Below are 24687 nucleotides of genomic sequence, written 5' to 3' on the forward strand. Positions count from 1 at the left end.
AAGGACTACCGTCCTAAAAATTTTTTAATAAGCTTCTGATATTTTTTAGGATGTGCCAGATGATATTATTAAAATAGTTTAAATATATAAACTAGGCAATAAGTATTATGAAAGCTACGTTTTTTATTAAGAGCCATAACATAATGTATTATAAGCAATTTTTCATATTAGAATTACAATAGTTACTACACAGCTTTTTAGGTGGAGGGAGCTTTGAATATATGGTGTATAAAAGCTTTTGAGAGAATTTAGGAGGTCTTATGCCTAAAATTTAAAAAATCTCGTAATTTGAATCAGGACGATTCAAGCCGCGAAAGTCCCAGGACGGGACATTTGAGCGGGTAGAGATTTTTAAAATTTTAGACATTAGAGCTACTTAATAAACGGTTGGCTTTTATACACCATATATTCAATGCGGACTCCACCTAAAAAGTTGTGTCGCATTATTTTTATATTGTAAAAGTTGAATTAGTTAGTTCCATCTGCTCTCCAAGTTCTAAGTTTAGCTTTTCTTGCAGCATCCTTTTGCTGTACACTAAGTCCCCAATAACCAGAAGCTATAGCTGGTTCCCAGTCACCATAAGATGGATTTGGAAGGGCTATAAATTTAGTTCCAAAAGAATCTTTATTTTTGTCAGCAGTAGTATTTCTTTGATCTAAGCTTACACCATAAGTTCCTATAGGCATATCATTTTCATTATCACCCATATAAGCTACAACATTATAGTCTTTTGTAACAACATCAAATCTAGGTTGTTTGTTACCTTTATCTGTTTGAAGAAGAAGATGCTTTTCATCTACATTAGGGTAGCCTAAATCCTTTAAATTTTTCATAGTTCCCTGCATTCCATTCTTTGCATCTCTATTAGTAACATAGAATACTTCTACACCTTTATTTGAAAGGTATTGTAAAAGATCTTTAGCACCAGGCATAGCACCAGCTTTTGCTGCATCAACCCATTTTGCCCAGCTATCGTTAGCATAAGCATCATTATAGCCTGTATGACCTGCATCATAAGCAGTATTATCTATAACTGCCTCATCACAATCTGTGATTATAGCTAAAGATTTATCGCCTAATTTATGGTTTTTAAGAGCTGAATCTACTTGCATTTTAGTTAAATTATAAGCTTGATAACACAATTCCTTATATTCTGCAGCAGTTTGAATCCATAACAATGCCATTACATCCTGTTCATTTAAATCCTTTTGAGAATAAGCAGCAGGAGTTGGTTGTGGTGCTGGAGATACCTGTACTGTTCTTGGTAATAATTTTATTGACTGTCCCACGTAGATTAAATTAACATTGGAAATATTGTTTAGTTTAGCTATTGCTTTAAAATCCATGGAGAATTTCAAGCCTATTCTAAATAAATTATCACCAGGTTTAACAACATAAGTATCTTGGACAGTAGTTGTTGGAGCAGCTGGAGCTTGAGAAGCATTTGAAACTGAAGCACTTTTTACAGCTGGAGCACCATCTGCTCTCCAGGTTTTAAGTTGAGCCTTTCGTGCTTCATCTTTTTGAGCCGCACTAAGTCCCCAGTAACCAGAAGCTACAGCTGATTCCCAGTCACCATAGGATGGGTTTGGAAGAGCAATAAATTTTGTTCCAAAGGAATCTTTATTTTTATCAGTAGCATCATTTCGCTGCTGTAGAGTTTTTCCGTAAGTATCTATAGGCAAGTCATTTTCATTATCACCCATATAAAATACCACATTATAGTCTTTTGAAACGGCATCAAATCTAGCTTGTTTATTTCCTTTATCTGTTTGAAGAAGAACATGCTTTTCATCTACATTAGGAAAATCTAAATTTTTCAAGTTTTTAATAGTACCTTGTAATCCTGTTTTAGCATCTCTGTTTGTAACATAAAAAACTTCGACTCCTTTACTTGAAAGGTATTGTAAAAAGTCTTTAGCGCCAGGCATAGCATCAGCTTTTGCTGCATCAACCCACTTTTCCCAACTACCACTGGCGTAAGCAGTATTGTGACCTATATGACCTGCATCATAAGCAGTATTGTCTATAACTGATTCATCGCAGTCTGTAATTATAGCTAAAGGCTTATCGCTGGATTTATGATTTTTTACAGCTTCATCTACCTGCATTTTTCCAGCATTATAAGCTTGGTAGCAAAGTTCTTTGTATTCTGCAGAAGTCTGCATCCAAAGTAATGCCATTACATCCTGCTCGTTTAAATTTTGTTGAGTATAGTTGGATTTTACAGAGTGTGTTGCTGAGGCTACTACATCTGGCTTTGCCGCAGCAAAAGTAACAATAGGTGAGAGTATCAGTGAAGTACTTAAAACAAAAGATAATAGGATATTAATTTTCTTTTTTAACATAATTTCTAAGTCCCCCTTTGAAATTTTGTAATTAACAGTCAAACTGACAATTTAATAGTTAGTTTGCTTGTTTATGTAATATTTTATTATAATTATATTGAAAATATAATTAATTGTAAATACAATATATTTATTAAAGAAAAATAAATATTAATAAAAAGATATTATGTGTAATTGGAAAATAGGGAATTATATAAATATTTTTGCTTTATATATAATAACATTGAAAGATAAGGTAATTTTAGTTAATATAAGAGTAAATAATAAATTCGTTATAGATTGCATTTTTGTTATCTTTAGTACCTTGAGCGAAGGAAAAGGAATGAATATGAAAAAAATAAGTAAAACACATAGTATTTATTTGATAATATTTTTTATGGTATTTATTTGGTCTGTTATTTATCCTAAAGATTATTTCACTTGGTTTTTAGAAGTTTTACCAGCAATTATAGGTATTATGGTTATAATATTTACCTATGAAAAATTTACATTTACAAATTTTGTTTACGGTTTGATTTTAATTCATGCAATTATATTGTTAATAGGAGGTCATTATACTTATGCAGAAATGCCTTTGTTTAATTGGATAAAAGATAGTTTTCATTTAAGTAGAAATTACTATGATCGCTTAGGGCATTTTGCTCAAGGTTTTATACCAGCTTTTGTAGCTAGAGAAATATTAATTAGAAAATCCTATTTAAAAAGAGGTAAGATGTTACTATTTATTGTAGTATGTATTTGTTTGTCAATAAGTGCAGCTTATGAACTTATAGAATGGTTTGTAGCTGAATTGACAGGTTCTGCAGCAGAGGCTTTTTTGGGAACTCAAGGAGATGTTTGGGATACTCAATGGGACATGTTTTTAGCTTTAATAGGTTCAATGTCAGCTGTATTTATGTTTTCTAAAATTCATGATAAGTGTATAGAAAAATTGAGAAAATAAATTTAAAAGGGATTGTTTTTAACACAATCCCTTTTAAATTTTATAACTAAAAATTTTAAGGCAATACTTGTTGCATATTATATTCACTTTGAGATTGTTAATTTTAGAAAAAGCTAAGTAAAGTTTCCATTTATAAATACAGGTATTTCTTTACCTTCTTTGGTGATGCCTGTAATACTTAAATCCTTTGTACCAATCATAAAGTCTACATGTTCAAAAGAATCATTTACTCCTGCATTTTTTAAATCTTCTTTGCTCATATTCTCACTATTTTTTAAACAAGTGGGATAAGCTTCACCTATAGCCAGGTGGCAGGAAGCATTTTCATCAAATAGGGTATTGTAGAATAATATATTTGAATTTGAAATTGGAGAATCAAATGGTACAAGAGCAACTTCTCCAAGATAATGAGTGCCTTCATCTGTATCTATTAAATTTTTTAATGTATCATAACCTTTTTCACAAGTAAAATCTACAATTTTTCCATCCTTGAAGGTAAGAGTAAAGTTTTCTATAAGGTTACCATTGTAATTTAAAGGTTTAGAACTTGTAACCTTACCATTTACGCCAAGTTTATGAGGTAAGGTAAATACTTCTTCTGTAGGTATGTTAGCCATGAATTCAGTGCCTTCAGGTGTAAAAGATGAACCACCAAGCCATAAATGATCTTCTGGAAGTTCTATTTTTAAATCAGTACCAATAGAATTTTTATAAACAAGATATTTAAAGTTACTTTTGTTAAGAAAATCCATAGACTTCTTTAAATTATTCTGGTGATTATTCCAAGCTTCTATAGGATTATCTTTATCAGCTCTTACTGCTTTAAATATAGCATCCCAAAGTTTTTCTACTGCTTCATCCTCAGAAACATTCTTAAATACTTTTTTTGCCCAAGCTTTTGTTGGAACAGAAGCAACACACCACACATTTTTATCTGCCATAAGTCTTTCTCTATATTCAGATAAGGCGGCACTATTAGCTTTATTAGCTCTCATTATCCTTTCAGGGTTTACGTCCTTCATAAGTTCTGGGTCTGAAGCAGAAATACTAAGAAATGCAGCACCTTTTTTAGCGCAGGATACAAATAAATCCTTTTGCCAGCTGTGAACTTCATCAAATATTTCATCTTTTCCATATAAATATTTTATTTTATAGGAAAGTTCATCTCTCCAATTTATTATTACTTCTCTAGCACCTTCTTTATAAGCTATTTCAGAAATTATCCTAGTGAAATCAGCACATTCTATAGGAGAATTTATAGCTAAAGTTTGGTCACCTTGTATATTTAGTCCTGTTTTTACAATAATTTGTGAATATTTTTCTAAAGAATCCTTGTTCATTTTAATACATCCTTTCATAAAAGATATTATAAGTATAGCCAATTTGTGTATATTTTACAAAAAATTTTATGTTAAGACTTATACATTTGAAATCTAAAGTTAAATCATTTTATGGAATACATTTTTAAAATTAATTTATAGAGTTTACATAGAATTATATCAATATGACATTTAATTTTTTTAACTTTTCTTTAATATCATCATTAATGTCTGAATCAGTGATTATAACATGTAGTTCATCTAAAGTAGCAAATTTATATATACTATCTAAACTGAACTTTTCTTTTTCAACCAGCAAAAATACTTCTTTACTGTTAGAAATTACGGTTTCTTTAAGATTACCATCTTCTAAGTCAGAGGTGCTTGCACTGTTGGTAATTAAGTTTACACCTGAGCCTCCTAAAAAGCTTTTATTAAAAGTGTATTTAGATATACTTTTAATTGCTTCTGAACCAAAAACTCCACCAGCTTTATTATCATATATTCCTCCTATGCATATTAACTTAACATTTTCATTATCATTAAAAAGAGGAAGAATTGTAGGCATGTTAGTTATCAAAGTTATTTTTTTATTACTATTAGCAATTAGTTTAGCTAACAGAAAATCAATACTTGAAGGTTCTAAAAAAATCACATCGTCATCTTCTATAAGATTAAAGGCTTTTTCAGATATCAACCTTTTACTGTTTAAGTTCAACTTCATTCTAGCAGTTATAGGACTGCTTTTAGAAATTTTTCTGTTTAATATAGCACCACCATAGGTTCTTTGAATAGCACCATTTCTTTCTAATTTCTGCAAGTCCTTCCTTACCATACCTTCTGAAACATTAAATCGTTCACTTAACTCTTTTACTTTTACTCTACCATTTTCCTTAAGTATACCTAATATTTGTTCTAATCGTTCTTCAGTAAACATTTAAGCACCTCATCAATTATTAATGTTTATCATTATTGATTAATATTATAACATTACTATGAAAATTCACAAATTGCCTTGAATAAAATTTTGAAATGATATACAATGATAATAAATGATAAACAATAATAATAAATGATGTTAATTGATAGAATTATTTTAAAGATCATATGATTTAGCGTAATAGGGTAATGCCTAGCGTGATATTTTATATGTTTAGGCATCTTCAAAAATCAAGTGTAATGCTGGATATTTTTGAAGATGCCTAATTAATCAATAGTAAATGTGAATTTTAGGAGGTAAAATATGTACAAACTATTAGCTGTTGATATGGATGGTACATTATTAAATAATAATAGAATTATTTCAAAAGTTAACAAAGAGGCAATAAAGAAGGCTGTAGAAAAGGGTGTTAATGTTGTTATAACATCTGGAAGAGGTCTTAAGGGATTGGATAATTTTTTAGATGAAGTTAATTTAAGAGGAGAAAATCAATACCTTATTGCAAATAATGGAGGAACTATATATAGAACCAGTAATTTTGAATGTATTGCATATAAAGGCTTAAGAGGTAAAGACCTGATAAAAGCACATGGTTTAAGTAGTAAAGTTGGACTTAATATGATTGCGTATACTCATGAAGGCCCTATTGCAGCAGAGAAAAGTGAATTTACAAAATTTGAAGCAGAATATGTGGGAACTCCTGTTAAAATTGTTAATTTTGATTTGGATATTGAAGATAATGATGAAATTACAAAGATATTATTTTCTCAGACAGAAGAATTGTTAGACAAAAAAATGCTTGAGTTGCCAAAAGAATTTTATACTGAGTATAATGTGGTGAAAACTATGCCTATACTTTTGGAAGTCATGAATAAAAATTGTAATAAGGGTTATGGTGTAAAAGCTTTAGCAGATGAATTAGGAATAAAAAAAGAAGAAATAATGTGTATAGGTGATCAGGCAAATGATATTGAAATGTTAACTTATGCTGGTCTTGGAGTTGCAATGGGAAATGCTATTGAGGAGCTTAAGAATATAGCTCAATATGTAACTTCAAACAATGATGATGATGGAGTGGCAAAGGCCATTAAAAAATTTATATTGTAAACTAATTATTTTGGATCAGAAACTGCTTATATGCACGTTATCACATAAGCAGTTTTTGTTTTAAAATTACCCTATACATGTAACATCTAATTTATTACGATCTACTAATCTTTTATATTTGTATTTAGGATATCCAACCATAAGAGCACCTGTGATTACCTTATCATTAGGAATATTGAATAAATCTAATAATGGTTTATAATTTAGAAATGCACAAAATTCAAATAATCCAGCCCAGCAAGAACCTAATCCTAATGTAGGTGCAAATAATTCAACATAAGATAATGCAGAAATGCTGTTTTCTCTTCCATTTTTAAAATCCTTTAAAGCAGTTGCTAGTATTAGATGAGGAGCATCACGTAAGATTGAATCTATGCCATTTTTTCTATAATTATTTATATGTCTTGAAAAGCTCCAATGAAGTTCAATATTAGCTTCCATCCACTTAACTATTATTTCAGTAGATTTTTCTAATACTTTTTTATCTTTCACGATAACATAGGATACTCCTTGTGAATTGCTGGCAGTAGGGGCAAAACGTGCAATATCAACTAATTTTAATAGTTCTTCATATGAAACAGATGTATTTTTATAACATCTTATTGACCTGCGTGATTTAAGAAAATATTCAGCAGTTTTTGAATTTAAATTTTTAAAATCTTTTATATCTACCTGATCACTTAGTGGAGCTCTAATGTTATCAAGTGCACCATAAGGACATACAGCAACGCATTGACCACAGGCAATACAAGAATTATTATTGTTCTTTGGACCATCTTCTTTCATGTACAAAGCTGTAGTTGGACAAACTTTTGTACAAGCTCCACATTTTACACATAATGATTCATCTACTTTAATTAAATTCATTAAAATTCACCTCTCAAATTTTATGGTTTACAAACTCAATTTCTATATTAAATGCTTTAGTAGGATTTTTAGAAAATATTTTTGTTGCAATTTTAAATAAATATTGTAAAATGTTTTACAAGAGATATTATATACTGTACTATTATTTTTTAGAAGTAGGTACTTTTAAGTACTATAGTATCTACTTACATACTATAAACAACTAATTATTAATAGAAAGAAAAGAGGTGAATTTTAGTGATGGCAGTATAATAACAAATAGTTTGATATATATTTCATCACTAAATATAATAAATGTTAAAATTTAAAGGGAATGAATACAGCTGTTCTATGGAATTGACTTTGGATATTATAGGTGGCAAATGGAAACCACTTATTATATGGCATTTAGGTGATAAAACTTTGAGATTTAGCGATTTAAAGAGAACTTTACCTAATATTACTCAGAAAATGCTTACTCAGCAGCTTAGAGCATTGGAAGAAGATCAATTAGTGAATAGATTTGTTTATGCTCAAGTACCACCTAAGGTAGAATATTCGCTTACAGATAGAGGAAAAACTCTTTTACCTGTTTTATCAACTTTATGTGAATGGGCTATTGGATATTCTAATTCTTTAGATGATAATTAAATCAATCATGATATAATGATGCATTAAACTCTCCACCCAAAATAACAATTATAGAAATTAGAAAAAGCCAAGTAAGTAAAACAATTATAGCTCCGATACTACCGTAGATAACTGAATAATTAGCAAAGTTATTTACATAGTAGGCAAAGGCGGTAGATACAAGTATAAGATGAAGTATTGCAAATAGGGAACCTGGCAAAACCTCAAGCCAGGTAAGCCTTTTACATGGCGCATAGCGATAAAGAGAAGTAAATATGAATACAGCAGTGGATATAAATATAAAATATCTTGTTAATGTCCATAGAATTATTAACTTATGGGCAAACCCTAATTTATAAGTTGCATACTTCCATATGATATGTCCTAGTATTAATAAAAACATCATAACTAGTATTATAAAAGCCATGCCAATGGTACAAAATATTGAAATAAGCCTGACTTTAATGAAGCCTCTTGATTCAGAAACATCATAAGCTTTGTTAAGACCTTTTATGATTCCGTTAAAACCAGAAGAAGCAGACCATATAGTAAGAATTAAACTGAAGGACATAAGTTGACTGTGTTTAGTAGTAATTACTTCAGAAACTGTGCTGCTAATAAGATTGAAAGCACTTGCCGGCATAATTTTACTTAAACCTAGTAATATTTCATTATTGTTTAAGGAAGTATGTCCTATAAGTGTCATAAGGAAAATTATAAAAGGGAAAAAGGATAGGACTAAATTGTATGCAAGCTGAGAGCCTAAAGCAGGAATATCATCGTTGTTGAATCTATAAATCAAATCTAATAACAATCTTTTCATAATTATAACAATCCTTTTTAATACTCCTTTTTATTATATTGTATAGGTTTCAGTAATATGATTTAAAAAAGAAAATAGCTTGACCATTTTTAAATGTAATGTAGTATAATATTTGTTAGAATGCAAAAGAAGGGTAGTGAAGAGAATATGGAAATTTAAATGAGTAGAGGATAATTTTTATATTTAATCATTGCTAAAAATAATAATAGATGGGGAACGTAAGAGATGACAATGGAATTAGAAAAATACTACAATAAATTTTGTGAAGATAAAAGATTAACAAGAAAATATGGACAAGTTGAATATATCACTTCTATGAAATATATTCACGAATATCTAGGAAATAACAAGAATTCAAAAATATTAGATGTTGGTGCAGGGACAGGCAGGTACTCTGTACAATTAGCAAATGAAGGATATGATGTTACTGCAATTGAACTTGTGAAACATAATTTAGGTGTTTTAAAGTCAAAAGGAAGTGCAGTAAAAGCATATCAGGGAACAGCATTGGATTTATCAAGATTTTCAGAAAATACTTTTGACATGACCTTGGTGTTTGGACCTATGTATCATTTATATCAATTTGAGGATAAAGTAAAAGCTCTTCAAGAGGCTAAAAGAGTAACCAAAGATGGAGGTTACATTTTAGTAGCATATTGTATGAATGAATATAGTGTAATAACCTATGGTTTTAAGGAAAATAATATTCGTGAATGTATTGATAATGGCAAACTTAGTGATGATTTTCATGTTATATCAGAACCAATAGATCTATATGATTATGTAAGAATTGAAGATATTAATAAGTTAAATGAAGAAGTAAAACTTAAAAGAATAAAATTAATTGCAGCAGATGGACCAGCTGATTATATGAGACCAGTTTTGAATGCTATGGATGAAGATACATTTCAAATTTTTCTTAAGTATCATTTTTCTACCTGTGAAAGACCAGAGCTACTTGGAGCAAGTGCACATACAGTAGATATTTTGATAAAGGAATAAGATAATTATATATTTTGTGATATTGATAAATTAGAAGTGTCTTGAATATTATATTAGTGGTTACTAATTTTCCTTAGAAGGGGTTTTTATGGATGCGAAAATATTTATGTCAGTATCACAGTTAACTAAGTATATTTTTTTAATCTTTTTATTGGGATGTATACTTGGAGGTATATTAGGAGGATTTGTGGTTTCAAAAATTAAGAATGGATTTAAATTGAATAAAAACAGAGTTCATAAAAATAAGTAACATCATAATAAAAAAGCAAGGAAACACCTTGCTTTTTTATTATTGTTATAATACCAAATATATTGAACTATATTTAAAAAATTCTATATAAAAATTAAAAAAACAACATAAAAAATGACGAATAATGTTTGAAATTTTATAATTTTTAGGTTAATATAGTTGTATAGTCCTTATAATTGAGGATATAAAATGTTATTTTTTAACTATAATGTGTTAAAAAATATAATTTTGAACAATATAATAAATTTGTAACAAATATTTAATATAATACTATATTGAAAAACTGATTGTTATTAACAATATTTAGAAGTTTAATAGAGTGCTTTCATTTTTTAATGATATATAAATAAAAAACTATCATAAATTAAAACTAGAATTTTTTAGGTTAAATTGTAATTAGGAGATGAATTATGAAAAGAAAAAGTATCTTTATTGTAGTTTTGATAGTAAGTATTTGTATAGGCGTTTACACACATAAAAATTATAAGATTGATACAAGTTCAGGAAAAATCATTATAAGTAAAAATAGTAAGTACGATGCATCAGAGGAAATAAAAAAAGCATTAAGTTCATTAGGCAATAGTAAAAAGGCAGACTTTATAGCAAATGTAGATACATCAGCAGATGTGATAAGTTTATCATTTGAAGGTCTTAGTGATAAGGATACCATAAATAAAATAGTAAATATGTTGGATGAATATGGAATTAAAGCAACATTCTTTGTTCCAGGAATTGAAGCAGCTGAGGATTCCAGTATAGTTGAAACGATTCAAAAATCTGGACATGATATAGGAAGTGGAACTCTATCATCCACTAAGAATATGGAAAAGTTGTCCTCAGAAGAATTAGTTATGGATTTTTGCAGAACTAATAAGATTTTAAAAATTGTAACTGGAAAAGATCCTGTTCTATTAAAGTGCAATTCCACAGTTTATAATGACAATATACTAAAGGCAGCTTATGCATCAGGGAATAAATATGTGGTTGATAGCAATCACTATTTAAATTACCAAAGCTTTAAAAATTATGATCAAGCGTATAGATATGTAAATAGTTTAAAAAGGGGAACCATAATTTCTATAAAATTGGAAGGGGTTCTTGATAGTACTGAATATAAAGGAAAAGAAGATAAAACTACAATAGATGAACAGATTGATATAGACAAGAAAAAAAGTAAAAAGGAAAAAGATGAGAATATTATACAAATTGTAAGATGGCTTTTAAAATCAATAGATGAACAGAAAAAAATGGTTGCTAAAGTGTCTGAGTTGCCAAATGTTGAAGTATATAATAACCTTCAAAGAATCAAAAATACAATAGCTAGTCAGTATGCTAAAAAAGATACATTAAAGATTAAAGCTAATAAAAATAATACATTAGGTAATAAAACTAATGATAATAACAATAGCCAAAATAGTATAGATTTAATAAATTTTAATGAAATATTGGAGAAAAATAATAAGAGACAAGCTCCTGCTGTATCAGAATTTTATACTACTCAGAAGGCTTTGGCTTATACCTTTAGAGGATTGAGTAATGAAGTCAGTTTGAACAATGTACTTACAGAGCTTGATAAAGTTAATGTTAAGGGAACATTTTTTGTAACAAAGGATGAAATATTAAAATACCCAGATAGGATAAACAAGATATTAAGTAAAGGGCATGAAATTGCTAATGGTGGAATAACAGCAAGTACAGCGTTATTGAGTAAATCACCAGAAGAAATTTGTAAGGAAATATATGAAGTAGATAAGTTACTAAAAGATAAAGGAATAGTTACAAATGCATATATGGCAGGGTATGGATATGATAATTCACAAATTCAAGAAGCTTTATCAGCAGTAACCAATATATCTTCTCTTAAGAATTATGAATTATTTACTTACTCAAAATCACCAACTATTAATAAATATAAGAATATGGATGCTGAAGATATTGTGTTTAGTTATTTTAATGTAAATTCTTATATGTCACTTAGAAAGGGAGAAATAGTTTATTTTAGATTAGATTCAAATTTATTTAAAAGTGACAATGTTGTTTCAAATATGATAGATATAGTAACTAAAAATTATGTTCAAAATGGTTATGTTAATAAGTACAATGAAAAATCCAATTCTTATAGTTTAGAACAAAAACCATTAGGATATTCAGTAGTAACATTAGGTGATTTACAAAAAACTTTTGAAAATTCATCACAGCTTGGTAGATATAATATTATAAAAAATCCAGTTCCTATGAAAAAAAGAAATTATGAAGATGCACTAGAAATGATGAAAACTAATTATATAGGTAATGTAGATGTAGATACAAGTGATTTTACTGAACAAGAAAAATCATTGCTTGATAAAGGTGGAACCATTGATACGAAAGGTGAAAATGTTATATTTTTTACTTTTGATGATTGGGGAGGAGATCCAGTAGTAAATGAAATATTAGATGTATTAAATAAACATAAAGTACAAGGAACTTTTTTTGTAATAGCAAAAAATGTTGATATTAATAGTGGTATATCAAATGCTAATCCCAACTTACTTAGAACAATTGCTTTAAATGGTAATGATATTGGAAGTCATAATTATAATCATGAACTTTTGGGAACTAATAGAGAAGAACTAGGAAAGTCTTTAGTTAAATCTTATGATGTTATGAATAGTGTTATAGGAGATTTAGATTCCCTGAAACAATATTTTAGGCCACCTACATTGATTTTAAAAAGAGAAGGATTAGCTGCGGTATTTGAAAGTGGATATAAATATTCTATTAGTGGAAATATTTCAACTCATGATTATATAGAAACTTCAGCACAAAATTTGGTTAATTATATACAGCAAGGATTAGTTAAAAATAAAGGAAATGTAGTGGTAATGCATATGAATGATCAGGCTTATTATACTGCAGAAGCTTTGGATATATTTTTAACTAATAATGAAAAAGGAGTGTATGGAGAAAAATATAAAATTGCAAAATTAAGTGATTATTTAAGCAATTAATTTTGTTAAATTAGGAGTTTTAGAAATGCTTACACAAAAGAAATTAATAAAAAATGAAAATGAAGAAGTTGATATCCTTTTAAATCCTCGTAAGGATAGAAGATTATTAGCAAATGTTCCAGATAAGGAAGCTATAAGAACTACAGTTGACAGAAGAGGAAAAAAGGTAATAGAAGATTATAGTGATGACCCTAATGTATTTATAAAAAGTAAAAAAGCTGGAATAAGATATATAATGAAAACTGATGTCAAAGTAAGATGTGAGAAAAATAAGTCAATCAGTAGTTTCAAAATTAAATCCATAGATGTTTCAACTACAGGAATTTTGTTAGAATTAAATGACAAAGAGCAATTAAATATAATCAGTGAAGCTGACAATATTAAATTAAGATTCAAAGTACTGCCAGGTTCCATGCCAGAAGGGTATGAAATGAATGTTAACATTCATGGTAAAAAGGTTAGAGATTCTATTACTGCAAATGGAAAGATAGTATGTGGTATAGAATTTTTAGAAAATTTAGCTCAGTATTCTGATAGAAAAAAGGATAGGTATGTATTAGTTTCTTCCAGTTTATTATTATTGTTTATAAGCATATTTATCATATTGATGAGGGCAGAAAGTATCGTTTATTTTGAATTTAATAAGTGGATATATCTATATAGTATTATTGCAGCTGTATTTTTATTAAGTAGATATTTATTTGGAATTTTGTACAAACCTATATCTATGGATATTGACTATACTCCAGGTGTAACCATTATTATTCCTTGCTTTAATGAAGAAGAGTGGATAGAAAATACGATTTTAAGCTGTATTAATCAAGATTATCCTATTGATAAACTTGAAGTTATAGTTGTAGATGATTGTTCCAATGATAAATCTGTGAAAAAGATAAAGAATACTTTGAATAAATTAAAAAACGAAGCAGGAAGATTTGATACTAAAAATAGGGTGAAGTATTTTGTTCAAGAAAAGAATATGGGAAAAAGAGATGCTCTTTGTAGAGGAGTTTTAAATGCAAAGCATGATTTAGTTGTATTTGTTGATTCAGATAGCTTTTTAGATCCCTTTGCAATAAGAAATCTAGTTCAGCCATTTAAAGATCCTAAAATGGGTGGAGTATCAGGAAGGACAGATGTTGCAAATACTTTTACAAATACTTTGACTAAAATGCAGTCCGTTAGATACTACATTGCTTTTAGAATTATGAAAGCAGCAGAGGCTTATTTTGATGCAGTTACATGTTTATCAGGACCACTTTCGTGCTATAGAAAACAAATAGTTATAGATAATATGGATAATTGGTTAGATCAAAGATTTTTAGGTCAAAAAGCAACCTTTGGAGATGATAGAGCTATGACTAACTTTGTATTAAATGGATATAGGACTAGTTATCAAGATACAGCAATTTGTTCCACTATTGTGCCTAACAGATATAAGGTCTTTCTTAAACAGCAAATGAGATGGAAAAGATCCTGGCTGAGAGAGTCAATTATTGCAGGAAAGTTTATGTGGAAAAAAGAGCCATTTATGTCTGCTTTCTTTTATATGGGGGTATTTGTTCCTATTGCCGCACCTGTAATAGTTATTTACAATTTAATATATGTACCTATTACGCATAAAATATTCCCTACCACATTTCTTGTGGGGCTTTTGATGATGTCGCTTATGATGAGCTTTGCTCAAATGTTCTTTAGAAAAAGTACTACATGGATTTTTGGAATGATATTTTGTATTTATTATGAAGCTGTGCTGCTTTGGCAAATGCCTATAGCTTGGGTAACTTTCTGGAAATCTACCTGGGGAACGAGAATGACTCCAAGTGATATAGAAGCTGAAAGAAAAAAGAAAAAATCATTTAATATTTTAAGAAAAAAGGGGGAGAATGCAGTTGAAAGGTAAACAATTCTCTCCAGAAAGAAAAGATAGAATTAAGAAAATAAGAAGTATATTTCAAGGTATAATTCTATTTGCATTGTTAATATGTATTGTAAAGGCTCTGTTTGTAAAATCCACATATAAACCTTATAGTTCAAATATTGTTTCTCAAAATAGAAAAAGTGGTTTTATTTCAATATCTTATTTTGGTGTGGATAGAGATGGAAATAATACACTAATAAGCACTGATGCTTTAGAAAATCAGTTAAAAGCATTAAAAGAAAATGGATATGTAACCATAACTCAAAATGATATATTGAATTATTATAAAAAAGGAAAGGCATTGCCAGAAAAATCTTTATTTCTCTTGTTTGAAGATGGAAGGACAGATACAGCAATATTTTCCCAAAAAATTTTAGAGAAATATAATTATAAAGCTACAATGCTGACTTATGTAGATAAATTTGCAAAAAATGATTCCAAATTTTTAATGCCTAAAGATTTGTTGAAATTGAAAAATAGTTCTTATTGGGAATTAGGCACTAATGGATATAGATTAGAATTTATAAATGTTTTTGATAGAAATTCAAATTACTTAGGAAGTTTAGATTCAGTTCAATTTTCAAAGGAGGCATCTAAAATCAATAGAAAATATAATCATTATCTTATGGATTATATTAGAGATGAAAATGGAATACCTTTGGAAAGTTATGATGAAATGAAACAGCGTATTGATAATGATTATAAAAGCTTATATAATGTGTACAATAAAGATATAGGGTATGTACCAACTTTATATGCATTAATGCATTCTAATACAGGAAAATTTGGAACTAATGATAAAGTAAGTGAAATAAATGGTAAATGGATTGAAAAAATCTTTAGTATGAATTTTAATAGAGAAGGATACTCGTTAAATTTACCAGATAGTTCTATTTATGATTTAACAAGAATTCAACCACAAGCTTATTGGAGTACTAATCATTTATTAATGAGAATTTGGGATGATACCAAAAAAGATGTTAAATTTGTAGTAGGGGATAGAGAAAAAGCTAATAAGTTTAAGAAAATAACTGGACAAGCAGAGTTTATAAACGATAAAATTGTATTGACATCCAAACCAAAGGGAAAAGGGCTCGTTAAGCTTGAAAATAGTCAAAATTATAAAGATATTAAAGTATCAACAATGCTTAATGGGAACATAATAGGTTCTCAGTCTATATATTTAAGATCCAATGATGATGGAACCAGTAATATATGTGTTCAGCTTATTAATGATACCATTAATATTATTGAAAATTCAAATGGAAACAAAAATATGTTGTATTCATCAACTTTAAATAATAACAATAGAGAAATTGATATAAAGGAATCTGGAAGTAAAAAAATGGATATAACATTAGTTGACAAAAAATTAACTTTAAGCATTGATGGGAAGAGGATAGTAGAAGATTTAAAGGTGAATAAGGTAAAGGAAGGTAGTATTCTTCTTGAGTCTGCATGGGGAGATTATGGATATAGTCAAAGAAATATTGCAGATGATGTATATGATGCAGTATTTAAAAGTTTTAAAGTAACTAATATAGATGGCAAGGTTTTATATGATTCATCATCAAAGGGAATGGAAAATGTAATTTATAATACTAAAAACTATTTTAATGAAGTCGTAAATTGGTTTATTAAGAATTTATAGTTTGAGAGGATTAATATGAAAAAAAGGTTGTTTTGGATTGTACCTATAGTATTAATAATATTATTAACACCAATTATATATAAGAGTGTTAATTCAAAAGAGGCTGGTTATAAGGAAAATAGATCACTAGCAAAGGAAGATTTAAAAATATTTGGTAGTTCTGTAAATAGTCTATCTGCCTGGGTTGTATATTGGGATTTAAGTTCTGATAAGGAAATTAAAGCTCTAAATAATAGATTGAAAAATGTTTCTTATTTTTCAGCTAATTTTGATTTAAATAGTAAACTAGTGATGCCAAAAGAATTGATTAACTATTATAGTGAAACAAAGAGTTTTAATTATAATAAATATATAACTATTGTCAATGATAAGGCAAAAGGTGATGGAAGCTATTCATTAAAAGATATAAGCTTGTTGAAAAATTTATTAGGTAATGAAACCTCAAGAAGTAGACATATTGAAGATATTGTGAACTTGGCAGTTAAGTATGGTTTTAATGGTATAGAAATTGATTATGAACAAATAAAAAATGATATGGGACTTTGGAATAACTATATATTATTTATAAATGAACTATACCAAAAGGCTGAAAGCAAAGGCCTAAAGCTGAGAGTTGTGCTTGAAACTAATACACCTTTTGATAAATTAAATTTTACTAAAGGTCCAACTTATGTACTTATGTGTTACAATCTGCATGGTAGTTTTAGTAAACCAGGTGGAAAAGCAGATGATAAATTTATTAGAAGTTCAATAGAAAAAATGAGGAAAGTTCCAGGAAAGAAGGATTTTGCTATTGCTACAGGAGGATTTAATTGGTCATCTAATGGAAAAACTACTTCTGTTACAGAAGAACAAGCTAATGATATATTGAAGAAGTATAAGGCTAAAGTACAACGTGATAATGATAGTAAATGTTTATATTTTAGCTATATTGATGAGAATAATTTAAAGCATGAGATATGGTATGCAGATAAAATGACTTTGAATTCATGGATGAAAGTTATAAGTGAAAAAGGGTATGATGTAAGCATTTGGAGATTAGGTGGAAACTTATTTTGATAGATAATGAAAAAGGCAAGATGTGTTTTAATACATCTTGTCTTTTGAAATTTAATTTTAAAATTTAACGGTATGAGAAACAGTCATCATATCGTAAAAAGTTGCCTCAGCTTCATCTATGTAGAATATTTCGAAAATTCCATCTCCTACTTTATATATATTTTTTAGCATAGGCATAATATTTAAGGCAGCTTCTTGTGCTTCTTTTGTTGTATTAAAAACTACCTTTCCATTTAATCTAAGCCACTTTCCTTCTGGAGAAGTTGCACTGATTTGACATTTTGGGTTAGCCTTTAATTGTTTGTATACATCTTTTGTATTGCCAGTGCAAAAACACAGCTTATTATCATGTTTCATTACAAATCCAAAAGGACGTAATGCTGGATTATCTCCATTTACAGTAGCAAGATAAAAAATTTTGTTGTCAGTTAAAAACTTTAAAACTTCATCCATAATTAGTATCTCCTTTATATATAAAATATTTTGTTAAGTTAAATTTGCTCAAAGAATAACTTTTAATACTACAGATTAAAAAATGAAGTGTTAAATATATTAATTCTATGGTAAATATAACTAATTACATTTTATCATAAAAATTATAATACACAAATCATATAGTGAAATTTTCTATTAATTGCTGAAGTTTACTTGAAAACTGTAAAAGTTTATGATACAATTTGCTTAAAAAGGGGAGCTTGTTTAAACAGGCTGAGAGGAAGTAATTACTTCGACCCATAACTTGATTCGGATAATGCCGACGTAAGGAAATATTTGATTTATGCTTTTTATTATTTTGTCAGTGTAAATGGAATGTGCCTTATATAGGTATATTCCATTTTTTATTTTTTTAAGGAGCAGCAGGGGAGCGCCTGAAGCTTTGTAAAAAGACAACTAAATAGCGAGGGAACTTGTGTTTCAAGGTGAGAGGAAGCTTTTGAGCTTTGACCGACAATATGATGACTTGTCTTGTCATATAGGAAATTGCTATTTAGTTACTCTAAAACTATGCCAAAATGATGGTTTTTATTTCCTATGTGATTAGAAAATAAATATTATTATGGAGGTATTTTATTATGGAAAGAAACTCAAAATTATTAAAAAAACTTATGTTAGCAATGCTTATAGCTATGGGGGTTGTAATATCACCAATTCTTCGTATAGAAGGAATGTGTCCTATGTCTTCAGTTATAAATATTACATGTGCAGTTGTTCTTGGACCTTGGTATGCATTGCTTTGTGCTACTTGTATTGGAATTATTAGAATGTTCCTTATGGGAATTCCACCTCTAGCTTTAACAGGTGCCGTTTTTGGAGCCTTTTTATCAGGACTTTTATACAGAGCATCTAAGAATACTTTGATTTTTGGAGTTTTAGGTGAGGTTATAGGAACTGGTGTTATAGGAGCTATTGTTTCAGCACCTATTATGACATATTTTTGGGGTAAAAAAGGACTTTCATTGATGTTTTATGTTCCTTTATTCTTTACTGCTACAATTATAGGAGGAGCAATTGCCTTTATTTTCTTGGGAGCATTAAGTAAAAATGGAATGCTCATAAAGATTCAAAAGAGCTTGGGGGTAAAAGTATATGACAAATCAACAGAAGTTAATAGAGAGATTAGTGCAAATAAGACACAGTGTTAAAGTTAATAAACCTCTTATTCATTATATTACAAATCCAATTTCAATAAATGATTGTGCAAATGTAATACTTGCTGTTGGAGCAAAGCCTATAATGGCTGAACATCCCTTAGAGGTTTCAGAAGTTACTTCTGTTTCTAAAGTATTGGGAGTTAATCTTGGAAATATAACAGATGCTCGAATGAAGGCAATGATGATTTCAGGTAAAACAGCTTTTGAAAAGAAAATTCCTGAAGTAATTGATCTTGTAGGTGTGGGATGTAGTAGTTTAAGACTAAATTATGCAAAAAAGTTTATTTCAGAGTGCCATCCAAGTGTTATTAAGGGCAATATGTCTGAAATGAAGGCAATTTGTGGTATAAGAAGTAATGCAAAAGGAATAGATGTAGGTGAAGGTGATGAAGTAACAGCTAAAAGTTTTGATGAAAATATAAAAATAATTAAGGAATTATCACTTAAAACTGGTGCTGTTATTGCAGCTACAGGTGCAATAGATATAGTAGTAAATGGTGATGATGTTTATTTAATAAAAAATGGCTGCGAAATGCTTTCAATGGTAACAGGTACAGGCTGTATGGTTACTGCACTTATAGCAAGTTATATTTCTTCACTAGATATATTAGGCGGTACTATTTTGGCAGTAGCACTTATGGGAATATGTGGAGAATTATCACAGTATGCTAATGGTATAGGAAGTTTTAGAACTGAACTTATAAATAATATATTTACAATTACTGATGATACCATTTTAGAAAAAATAAAATATAATTTGAAATAATATAAAGATCATAAAAAATTTCATATAAATATATTAATCATGAGAAATAAGGCAGAAGAGCTTAAATATACTTCTGTCTTGTTTTTTAAATTAGTCCACTTATTCGTGCTATTTTTATTGCTGAAATCTTTCCGCTAACACCCAGTTTTTGATATATATTCCTAAGATGTGTTCTTACAGTTTCTTGTGACATTGTAAGGTGTGATGCAACCTCTTCTCTTTTTAATCCTTCAGCTACCAGTGCAAGTACTTCTATTTCTCTTGGAGACAGGGTAATTTTATCAAACTTATTTCTATTTAAGCTTTCATTATATTGATTGCCGTAGATTATTATTTTTTTCACAAATTCATTATTTGAATCATTATTTTGTATTATGTTCAGCATGTCCATAATATATGAAGCACTTTCAATAAAAGGCATTATAATACCGTCTGCCTGTGCACTTAAAATTACCTTTTTAAGTGAGGATAAACCTTCTTCTATAGAATATATATTATATCTAGCTACGGCTTTAAAAATACCATTGTGTATAAAACCTAATTGATTGCTGAACACGGAAAAATGTTCAACAAAACTTTCTGAAAGCATTTCTAAATTTATATAATTGCCTGATAACATAACAGCTTTACCATATACTATATAATTGAAAGCCATACCTTGATAGAAAAAATTAGCAGTAGACATATCACCTGTCTGGAGCCAGTAAGGTATTTTATCTTTTTGTTTTAAACAGGCATATATATAACCTTTGCATAAATCTAATGTGGTATTATATATATGACTATCTGCTGTTTCAATGTATTTATTTAAAGAATTTAAGTTTTCAATACCTTCTTTTATTTTTCCTTGAAGAATGTAAAGTCTTGTAAGATTGAAGTATGCGCATATGATAATACTTACTTGAGATTTAGTTTTAGCCTTATAAATTGCTTTTAGGCTGTTAAGTTCAGCTGCAGGAAAGTTTCCTGTTTCCATGGCATACTCTGCTTCAAGAAGGAATTCAGAGCCAGTGCCACAGCCATTTGATACTTTTGAATGTATAATCATTCTATTTTTTGCAAGCTTTAAAATTTCTTTGAAGGTTCCTTCATCTCTAAAGTATATATAAAGTAGATGAGGAGATCCAAAGGTAACTTCATTTTGTCTGAGCATTATATAAGATTTCTTTCCATTTAAAAGCTCTAAAGCTTTATTACTATAAGTTTTCATGAGTTCTAAATGATTAAATTTGGTAAATTTCTTTATAATTAAAGTTTCTGCAATAATGCGATTTTTATAATTTAAGTCTATATTTTCCATGTTTTCATAAAGCTTTTGTAGCCTGTCTAATTTCCTTAAAGAATTTTCTATAATTTCATCATTACCCTTTAATATAGAATTGAAAATATGCTGTAGATATGCAATAGGATACTTAACAAGCAATTCTTCAGAAGTATTTTCAAACATTTCAAAGGAGCCTTTAAATTCTGTAAGATCATTAGAAATATTTTCTGGATTATTAAATTGTGAAAGAATAAATTCTGTATCTCCTGCACGATTAAAATAATCATAAGCAGTTATAAATTCTTTTTCCTTCAAGTACCACTTTCCAAGTTTTCTATATAAATTATGAAGTTCTTCTTCTTTGAAATTTTGCTTTGTCCTTAAAAAATCTAAAAGTACGTTATGTATTTTATATTTATGAGTTTGCTCATCATAAAATACAAAGGAATTTTTTTTATTAAGTTTCTTTAATATTACAGCTGCTTTTTCCTCTTCTGTTACGAAAGAAGCTTGTTTTGCTGTGAAGTCATCCATTACTGACAGTTTTAATAAAAAATTTTTTACTTGATTATCATAAGGATTAAATAGTGTACTTTCAACTAGTTCATCAACAGTGCTGTTCATTCCTACAGGAATGCCATTTTTTAGTGCTAAAAGCATCATGTATGTGAGAGATATCCAGCCATCTGTGTACTCAATAATTTTATTTAAAGCGCTATCTGAAATATTGCTATACATCATCAAACAATATTTTTTAAGTTCATCTTCATTAAATTTTAACTGCTGCTGAGATATAACATAGCATTTTCCTTTTGAAAAAAGTTCACTAAAGTTTATATTTGTAGTATCTCTTGTAATGAGTACTATATAAAAATTATCAATATCATTTAAAATGATTTGTTCAATAAATTTATATAATTTAAGTTCCTTTGAAAGATGATAATCATCTATAACTAAAACTGTTTTTTCTTTGTAATTAATGTTATTTAATATATATATAATTTTTTCAACTTGAGGTGCATCTATTGGAAATCCAAGTTTTTTTAATTTTTTTGCTGAACTTTCATCAACCTTCATTATTTCATTTGAAAACTTTTCCCAAAAAAAAGTTGAAGATGCAGTAGAGTTTAAAAAGGCAATCCATAAATATGGAGTTTTCAGATTAGAAAGAAAGTTTTTAACTGCTGTAGTTTTTCCAAAGCCCATAGGAGCTTCTACAATAGTTAGAGAATAATTGAAAATTTCTGATAAAATTTTATTTATACGTTTTCTTTTCAATAATTTGGTCTGCTTCAATGTGATATCACCTCGATTAATCCTATTTTTATATTATACTTCTTATATTCATTACCAATCAATAATTTAATTGGTTTTATTTAAATAATAAGTAGACACTTGATATTATTCGTCTGTCCGCCTATAATTACACTGATGGAGTTTGTAGAAAGAATGGCAGAGCAAAGATGGGGAGGAGCTACAACATGAATAATGTTTTGATTATAGATGATGACAAAGAGCTTTGCACTCTTATGAAAAAATGTGTTGAGCAAGAGAATTTATCGGCTATTATTGCACATGGCGGTGTAGAGGGGCTGCGTTTGGTCGACGAAAACAAAAGCAGCTGTTCTCTTGTAATTTTGGATGTAATGATGCCGGATATAGACGGTTTCCAAGTTCTGAAAAAAATTAGGGAAACGAATAATATCCCAGTGCTTATGCTAACTGCTAAAAGTGATGAGGAGGATAAGGTTTCTGGGCTGCGGCTAGGTGCTGACGATTACCTAACAAAACCCTTCAGCATTAACGAATTGATGGCTCGTGTAAATTCTCTTATTCGCCGCTACACTACCTTGAACCCGACTTTTGTAACGGACACTGATTATATAATGTTAAAGGGTATGGTGATTGATAAAGTAAATCGCATGGTTTCTGTTAATGACATTTCAGTTGAGCTTACAAGCAAAGAATTTGATTTGCTTTCATTTCTGGCTTCCAATAAGGGACGGGTGTTTACCAAAAAACAGATTTATATGCAGGTATGGGAAGAAGAATATGCCTATGATGATAGTAACATTATGTCTTTTATCAGTAAATTGCGTAAAAAGATTGAACCAGATCCCAATCATCCATTTTATATTTTAACAGTCCGAGGTGTAGGCTATCGTTTTAATAAGGAGGCTTGACATAAATATGAATGTTTATCTATTTTTTGCGTTGCTTCTTGCCATGCTTATTATAGCGTATCTTGTTTCTGTCTTACGGCGTGTCCGAATACAGCTTGCACTTATGAAAGACGCTTTAGAAGATATAAAAAATGGAAACCTTAATCGACGTATTTTAGCAAAGGAAAGCGATATGACAAGGCAAATTTGTTATGGTATTAACGAAATTGCAATCAACAGCCAATTACGACTTATTCAGCAAAAGCAATCAGAACAGGCATACAAACGCTTAATGACAAGTCTTTCCCATGATGTGAAAACTCCACTTGCTTCTTTAGTTGGGTATTTGGAAGCAATCGAAAGTAAAATTGTTGTAGGAGAAGAAAAGGACGAATATATCCATGTTGCATCTGATAAAGCCCAGCACTTAAAACATTTTGTAGAAAATCTGTTTGAATGGGTTAAATTAGATTCCGGGGAACAAATTTTTCATTTTGAGATTTTTGATTTGAATGAGTTATCCCGTAATATTATAGCTGATTGGATTCCTATTTTAGAAAACAGCCATTTTGAATATGAATTTGATATACCTGAAACAGAGTATTCCATGCGTATAGACGCAACTGCATATATCCGTATTCTCAATAATCTATTACAAAATATTATTGCCCACAGTGAGGGTGATAATATGTCGATGCATATTTTTGAGAATGAGCAACAGGCTAAAATTGTAATAGCAGACAACGGGAAAGGTATATCTTCTGATAATCTCTCACTTATTTTTGAAAGAATGTATCAATGCGACCATTCACGAGCTGCCAAAGGAAACGGGCTTGGGCTTTCTATTTCCAAAGAGCTTGTCAGCGCTCATAAAGGAACGATTACGGCGGACAGCATTGTCGGTTCTGGAACTACATTCACAATTTTATTGCCAAAAGCCCTGTGATAACACAGGGCTTTTGTATTACTAAAACAAGATAAAAACAAGGTTATGGCAAGGTTATGGCAAGGTT

General features: G+C 29.1%; 20 protein-coding genes and 1 riboswitch. Of the genes, 13 read left to right on the forward strand and 7 right to left on the reverse strand.

Annotated elements, in window-relative coordinates; genetic code table 11:
- Positions 1-468: 468 nt before the first annotated feature.
- Positions 469-2349: a 5'-nucleotidase, lipoprotein e(P4) family gene (locus EG57_RS26060; RefSeq protein ID WP_084572294.1), complete on the reverse strand. Its 1881-nt coding sequence runs from the start codon at positions 2347-2349 to the stop codon at positions 469-471.
- A gap of 322 nt (positions 2350-2671) precedes the next feature.
- Here EG57_RS26060 and EG57_RS0221500 point away from each other — a divergent pair, with 322 nt between their 5' ends.
- Positions 2672-3292: a DUF2238 domain-containing protein gene (locus tag EG57_RS0221500; RefSeq protein WP_414629358.1), complete on the forward strand. Its 621-nt coding sequence runs from the start codon at positions 2672-2674 to the stop codon at positions 3290-3292.
- Positions 3293-3405: 113 nt separating this feature from the next.
- Here EG57_RS0221500 and EG57_RS0221505 read toward each other — a convergent pair whose 3' ends face one another.
- Positions 3406-4632, reverse strand: a complete 1227-nt coding sequence (locus EG57_RS0221505; RefSeq protein WP_032079155.1) for an aminopeptidase — start codon at positions 4630-4632, stop codon at positions 3406-3408.
- A 154-nt stretch (positions 4633-4786) separates the two neighbouring features.
- Positions 4787-5548 carry a DeoR/GlpR family DNA-binding transcription regulator gene (locus EG57_RS0221510; protein WP_032079156.1) on the reverse strand — a complete coding sequence of 254 codons (762 nt, stop codon included), beginning with the start codon at positions 5546-5548 and terminating at the stop codon, positions 4787-4789.
- 306 nt (positions 5549-5854) lie between these two features.
- Between EG57_RS0221510 and EG57_RS0221515 the strand changes: the two genes are divergently transcribed.
- Positions 5855-6658: a Cof-type HAD-IIB family hydrolase gene (locus tag EG57_RS0221515; RefSeq protein ID WP_032079157.1), complete on the forward strand. Its 804-nt coding sequence runs from the start codon at positions 5855-5857 to the stop codon at positions 6656-6658.
- Positions 6659-6724: 66 nt separating this feature from the next.
- Here EG57_RS0221515 and EG57_RS0221520 read toward each other — a convergent pair whose 3' ends face one another.
- Positions 6725-7525 (reverse strand): nitroreductase family protein, encoded by an 801-nt coding sequence (locus EG57_RS0221520; RefSeq protein WP_032079158.1) that lies wholly within the window; start codon positions 7523-7525, stop codon positions 6725-6727.
- 294 nt (positions 7526-7819) lie between these two features.
- Here EG57_RS0221520 and EG57_RS0221525 point away from each other — a divergent pair, with 294 nt between their 5' ends.
- Complete coding sequence (locus EG57_RS0221525; protein WP_032079159.1) at positions 7820-8155, forward strand: winged helix-turn-helix transcriptional regulator; 336 nt, start codon at positions 7820-7822, stop codon at positions 8153-8155.
- Position 8156: 1 nt separating this feature from the next.
- Here the strand turns inward: EG57_RS0221525 and EG57_RS0221530 are convergent, their stop codons facing one another.
- Positions 8157-8957, reverse strand: coding sequence for a YihY/virulence factor BrkB family protein (locus tag EG57_RS0221530; protein WP_032079160.1), 801 nt, complete (start codon positions 8955-8957; stop codon positions 8157-8159).
- A 225-nt stretch (positions 8958-9182) separates the two neighbouring features.
- Between EG57_RS0221530 and EG57_RS0221535 the strand changes: the two genes are divergently transcribed.
- The 6 genes from EG57_RS0221535 to EG57_RS0221555 all read left to right on the forward strand — a co-directional run bounded on the left by EG57_RS0221535 (position 9183) and on the right by EG57_RS0221555 (position 17830).
- The gene (locus tag EG57_RS0221535; RefSeq protein ID WP_032079161.1) at positions 9183-9959 is read left to right on the forward strand and encodes a class I SAM-dependent methyltransferase; all 777 of its coding nucleotides are present in this window, start codon (positions 9183-9185) and stop codon (positions 9957-9959) included.
- Between the two features lie 88 nt (positions 9960-10047).
- The gene (locus tag EG57_RS26585; RefSeq protein ID WP_161782731.1) at positions 10048-10209 is read left to right on the forward strand and encodes a hypothetical protein; all 162 of its coding nucleotides are present in this window, start codon (positions 10048-10050) and stop codon (positions 10207-10209) included.
- A 410-nt stretch (positions 10210-10619) separates the two neighbouring features.
- On the forward strand, positions 10620-13199 hold the full coding sequence (locus tag EG57_RS0221540; protein WP_032079162.1) for a polysaccharide deacetylase family protein: 2580 nt from the start codon (positions 10620-10622) through the stop codon (positions 13197-13199).
- 25 nt (positions 13200-13224) lie between these two features.
- The gene (locus EG57_RS0221545) at positions 13225-15102 is read left to right on the forward strand and encodes a glycosyltransferase family 2 protein (RefSeq protein ID WP_032079163.1); all 1878 of its coding nucleotides are present in this window, start codon (positions 13225-13227) and stop codon (positions 15100-15102) included.
- Positions 15086-16771, forward strand: a complete 1686-nt coding sequence (locus tag EG57_RS0221550; protein ID WP_242859911.1) for a glycoside hydrolase — start codon at positions 15086-15088, stop codon at positions 16769-16771. The genes EG57_RS0221545 and EG57_RS0221550 overlap by 17 nt, the downstream gene beginning before the upstream one ends.
- A 15-nt stretch (positions 16772-16786) precedes the next feature.
- A complete protein-coding gene (locus EG57_RS0221555) occupies positions 16787-17830 on the forward strand; it encodes a glycosyl hydrolase family 18 protein (protein WP_032079165.1) in 1044 nt (347 codons plus the stop codon).
- Positions 17831-17887: 57 nt separating this feature from the next.
- On the opposite strand, the gene EG57_RS0221560 is transcribed toward EG57_RS0221555, so the two are convergent.
- Complete coding sequence (locus EG57_RS0221560; protein WP_029160253.1) at positions 17888-18283, reverse strand: pyridoxamine 5'-phosphate oxidase family protein; 396 nt, start codon at positions 18281-18283, stop codon at positions 17888-17890.
- A gap of 224 nt (positions 18284-18507) precedes the next feature.
- Positions 18508-18615, forward strand: a riboswitch (TPP riboswitch).
- A gap of 288 nt (positions 18616-18903) precedes the next feature.
- Here EG57_RS0221560 and thiW point away from each other — a divergent pair.
- Together thiW and thiM are read left to right on the forward strand one after the other, a co-directional pair.
- Complete coding sequence (thiW, locus tag EG57_RS0221565; protein WP_029160252.1) at positions 18904-19473, forward strand: energy coupling factor transporter S component ThiW; 570 nt, start codon at positions 18904-18906, stop codon at positions 19471-19473.
- Entirely contained in the window at positions 19451-20248 is a 798-nt protein-coding gene (gene thiM / locus EG57_RS0221570; RefSeq protein WP_032079186.1) for a hydroxyethylthiazole kinase, read from the forward strand. Before thiW ends, thiM begins: the two co-directional genes overlap by 23 nt.
- An 85-nt stretch (positions 20249-20333) precedes the next feature.
- On the opposite strand, the gene EG57_RS0221575 is transcribed toward thiM, so the two are convergent.
- Entirely contained in the window at positions 20334-22808 is a 2475-nt protein-coding gene (locus EG57_RS0221575; RefSeq protein WP_032079166.1) for a LuxR C-terminal-related transcriptional regulator, read from the reverse strand.
- Positions 22809-22993: 185 nt separating this feature from the next.
- On the opposite strand from EG57_RS0221575, the gene EG57_RS0221580 reads away from it, so the two are divergent.
- Positions 22994-23695, forward strand: coding sequence for a response regulator transcription factor (locus tag EG57_RS0221580; protein WP_029160249.1), 702 nt, complete (start codon positions 22994-22996; stop codon positions 23693-23695).
- A gap of 7 nt (positions 23696-23702) precedes the next feature.
- The gene (locus EG57_RS0221585) at positions 23703-24620 is read left to right on the forward strand and encodes a sensor histidine kinase (protein ID WP_084572295.1); all 918 of its coding nucleotides are present in this window, start codon (positions 23703-23705) and stop codon (positions 24618-24620) included.
- The last annotated feature ends 67 nt before the right edge of the window (positions 24621-24687 follow it).

Source organism: Clostridium drakei (assembly GCF_000633595.2).
In the GTDB taxonomy this organism is placed as follows: Bacteria; Bacillota; Clostridia; order Clostridiales; family Clostridiaceae; genus Clostridium_AM; species Clostridium_AM drakei.

Coding starts and splice junctions, on each gene's coding strand:
- EG57_RS0221510 (WP_032079156.1), bottom strand. CDS start 5,548: ATGTTTACTGAAGAACGATTAGAACAAATATTAGGTATACTTAAGGAA.
- EG57_RS26585 (WP_161782731.1), top strand. CDS start 10,048: ATGGATGCGAAAATATTTATGTCAGTATCACAGTTAACTAAGTATATT.
- EG57_RS0221560 (WP_029160253.1), bottom strand. CDS start 18,283: ATGGATGAAGTTTTAAAGTTTTTAACTGACAACAAAATTTTTTATCTT.
- EG57_RS0221555 (WP_032079165.1), top strand. CDS start 16,787: ATGAAAAAAAGGTTGTTTTGGATTGTACCTATAGTATTAATAATATTA.
- EG57_RS0221545 (WP_032079163.1), top strand. CDS start 13,225: ATGCTTACACAAAAGAAATTAATAAAAAATGAAAATGAAGAAGTTGAT.
- EG57_RS0221505 (WP_032079155.1), bottom strand. CDS start 4,632: ATGAACAAGGATTCTTTAGAAAAATATTCACAAATTATTGTAAAAACA.
- EG57_RS0221500 (WP_414629358.1), top strand. CDS start 2,672: ATGAATATGAAAAAAATAAGTAAAACACATAGTATTTATTTGATAATA.
- EG57_RS0221585 (WP_084572295.1), top strand. CDS start 23,703: ATGAATGTTTATCTATTTTTTGCGTTGCTTCTTGCCATGCTTATTATA.
- EG57_RS0221580 (WP_029160249.1), top strand. CDS start 22,994: ATGAATAATGTTTTGATTATAGATGATGACAAAGAGCTTTGCACTCTT.
- EG57_RS0221550 (WP_242859911.1), top strand. CDS start 15,086: ATGCAGTTGAAAGGTAAACAATTCTCTCCAGAAAGAAAAGATAGAATT.
- EG57_RS0221515 (WP_032079157.1), top strand. CDS start 5,855: ATGTACAAACTATTAGCTGTTGATATGGATGGTACATTATTAAATAAT.
- EG57_RS0221530 (WP_032079160.1), bottom strand. CDS start 8,957: ATGAAAAGATTGTTATTAGATTTGATTTATAGATTCAACAACGATGAT.
- EG57_RS0221520 (WP_032079158.1), bottom strand. CDS start 7,525: ATGAATTTAATTAAAGTAGATGAATCATTATGTGTAAAATGTGGAGCT.
- EG57_RS26060 (WP_084572294.1), bottom strand. CDS start 2,349: ATGTTAAAAAAGAAAATTAATATCCTATTATCTTTTGTTTTAAGTACT.
- EG57_RS0221540 (WP_032079162.1), top strand. CDS start 10,620: ATGAAAAGAAAAAGTATCTTTATTGTAGTTTTGATAGTAAGTATTTGT.
- thiW (WP_029160252.1), top strand. CDS start 18,904: ATGGAAAGAAACTCAAAATTATTAAAAAAACTTATGTTAGCAATGCTT.
- EG57_RS0221535 (WP_032079161.1), top strand. CDS start 9,183: ATGACAATGGAATTAGAAAAATACTACAATAAATTTTGTGAAGATAAA.
- EG57_RS0221525 (WP_032079159.1), top strand. CDS start 7,820: ATGTTAAAATTTAAAGGGAATGAATACAGCTGTTCTATGGAATTGACT.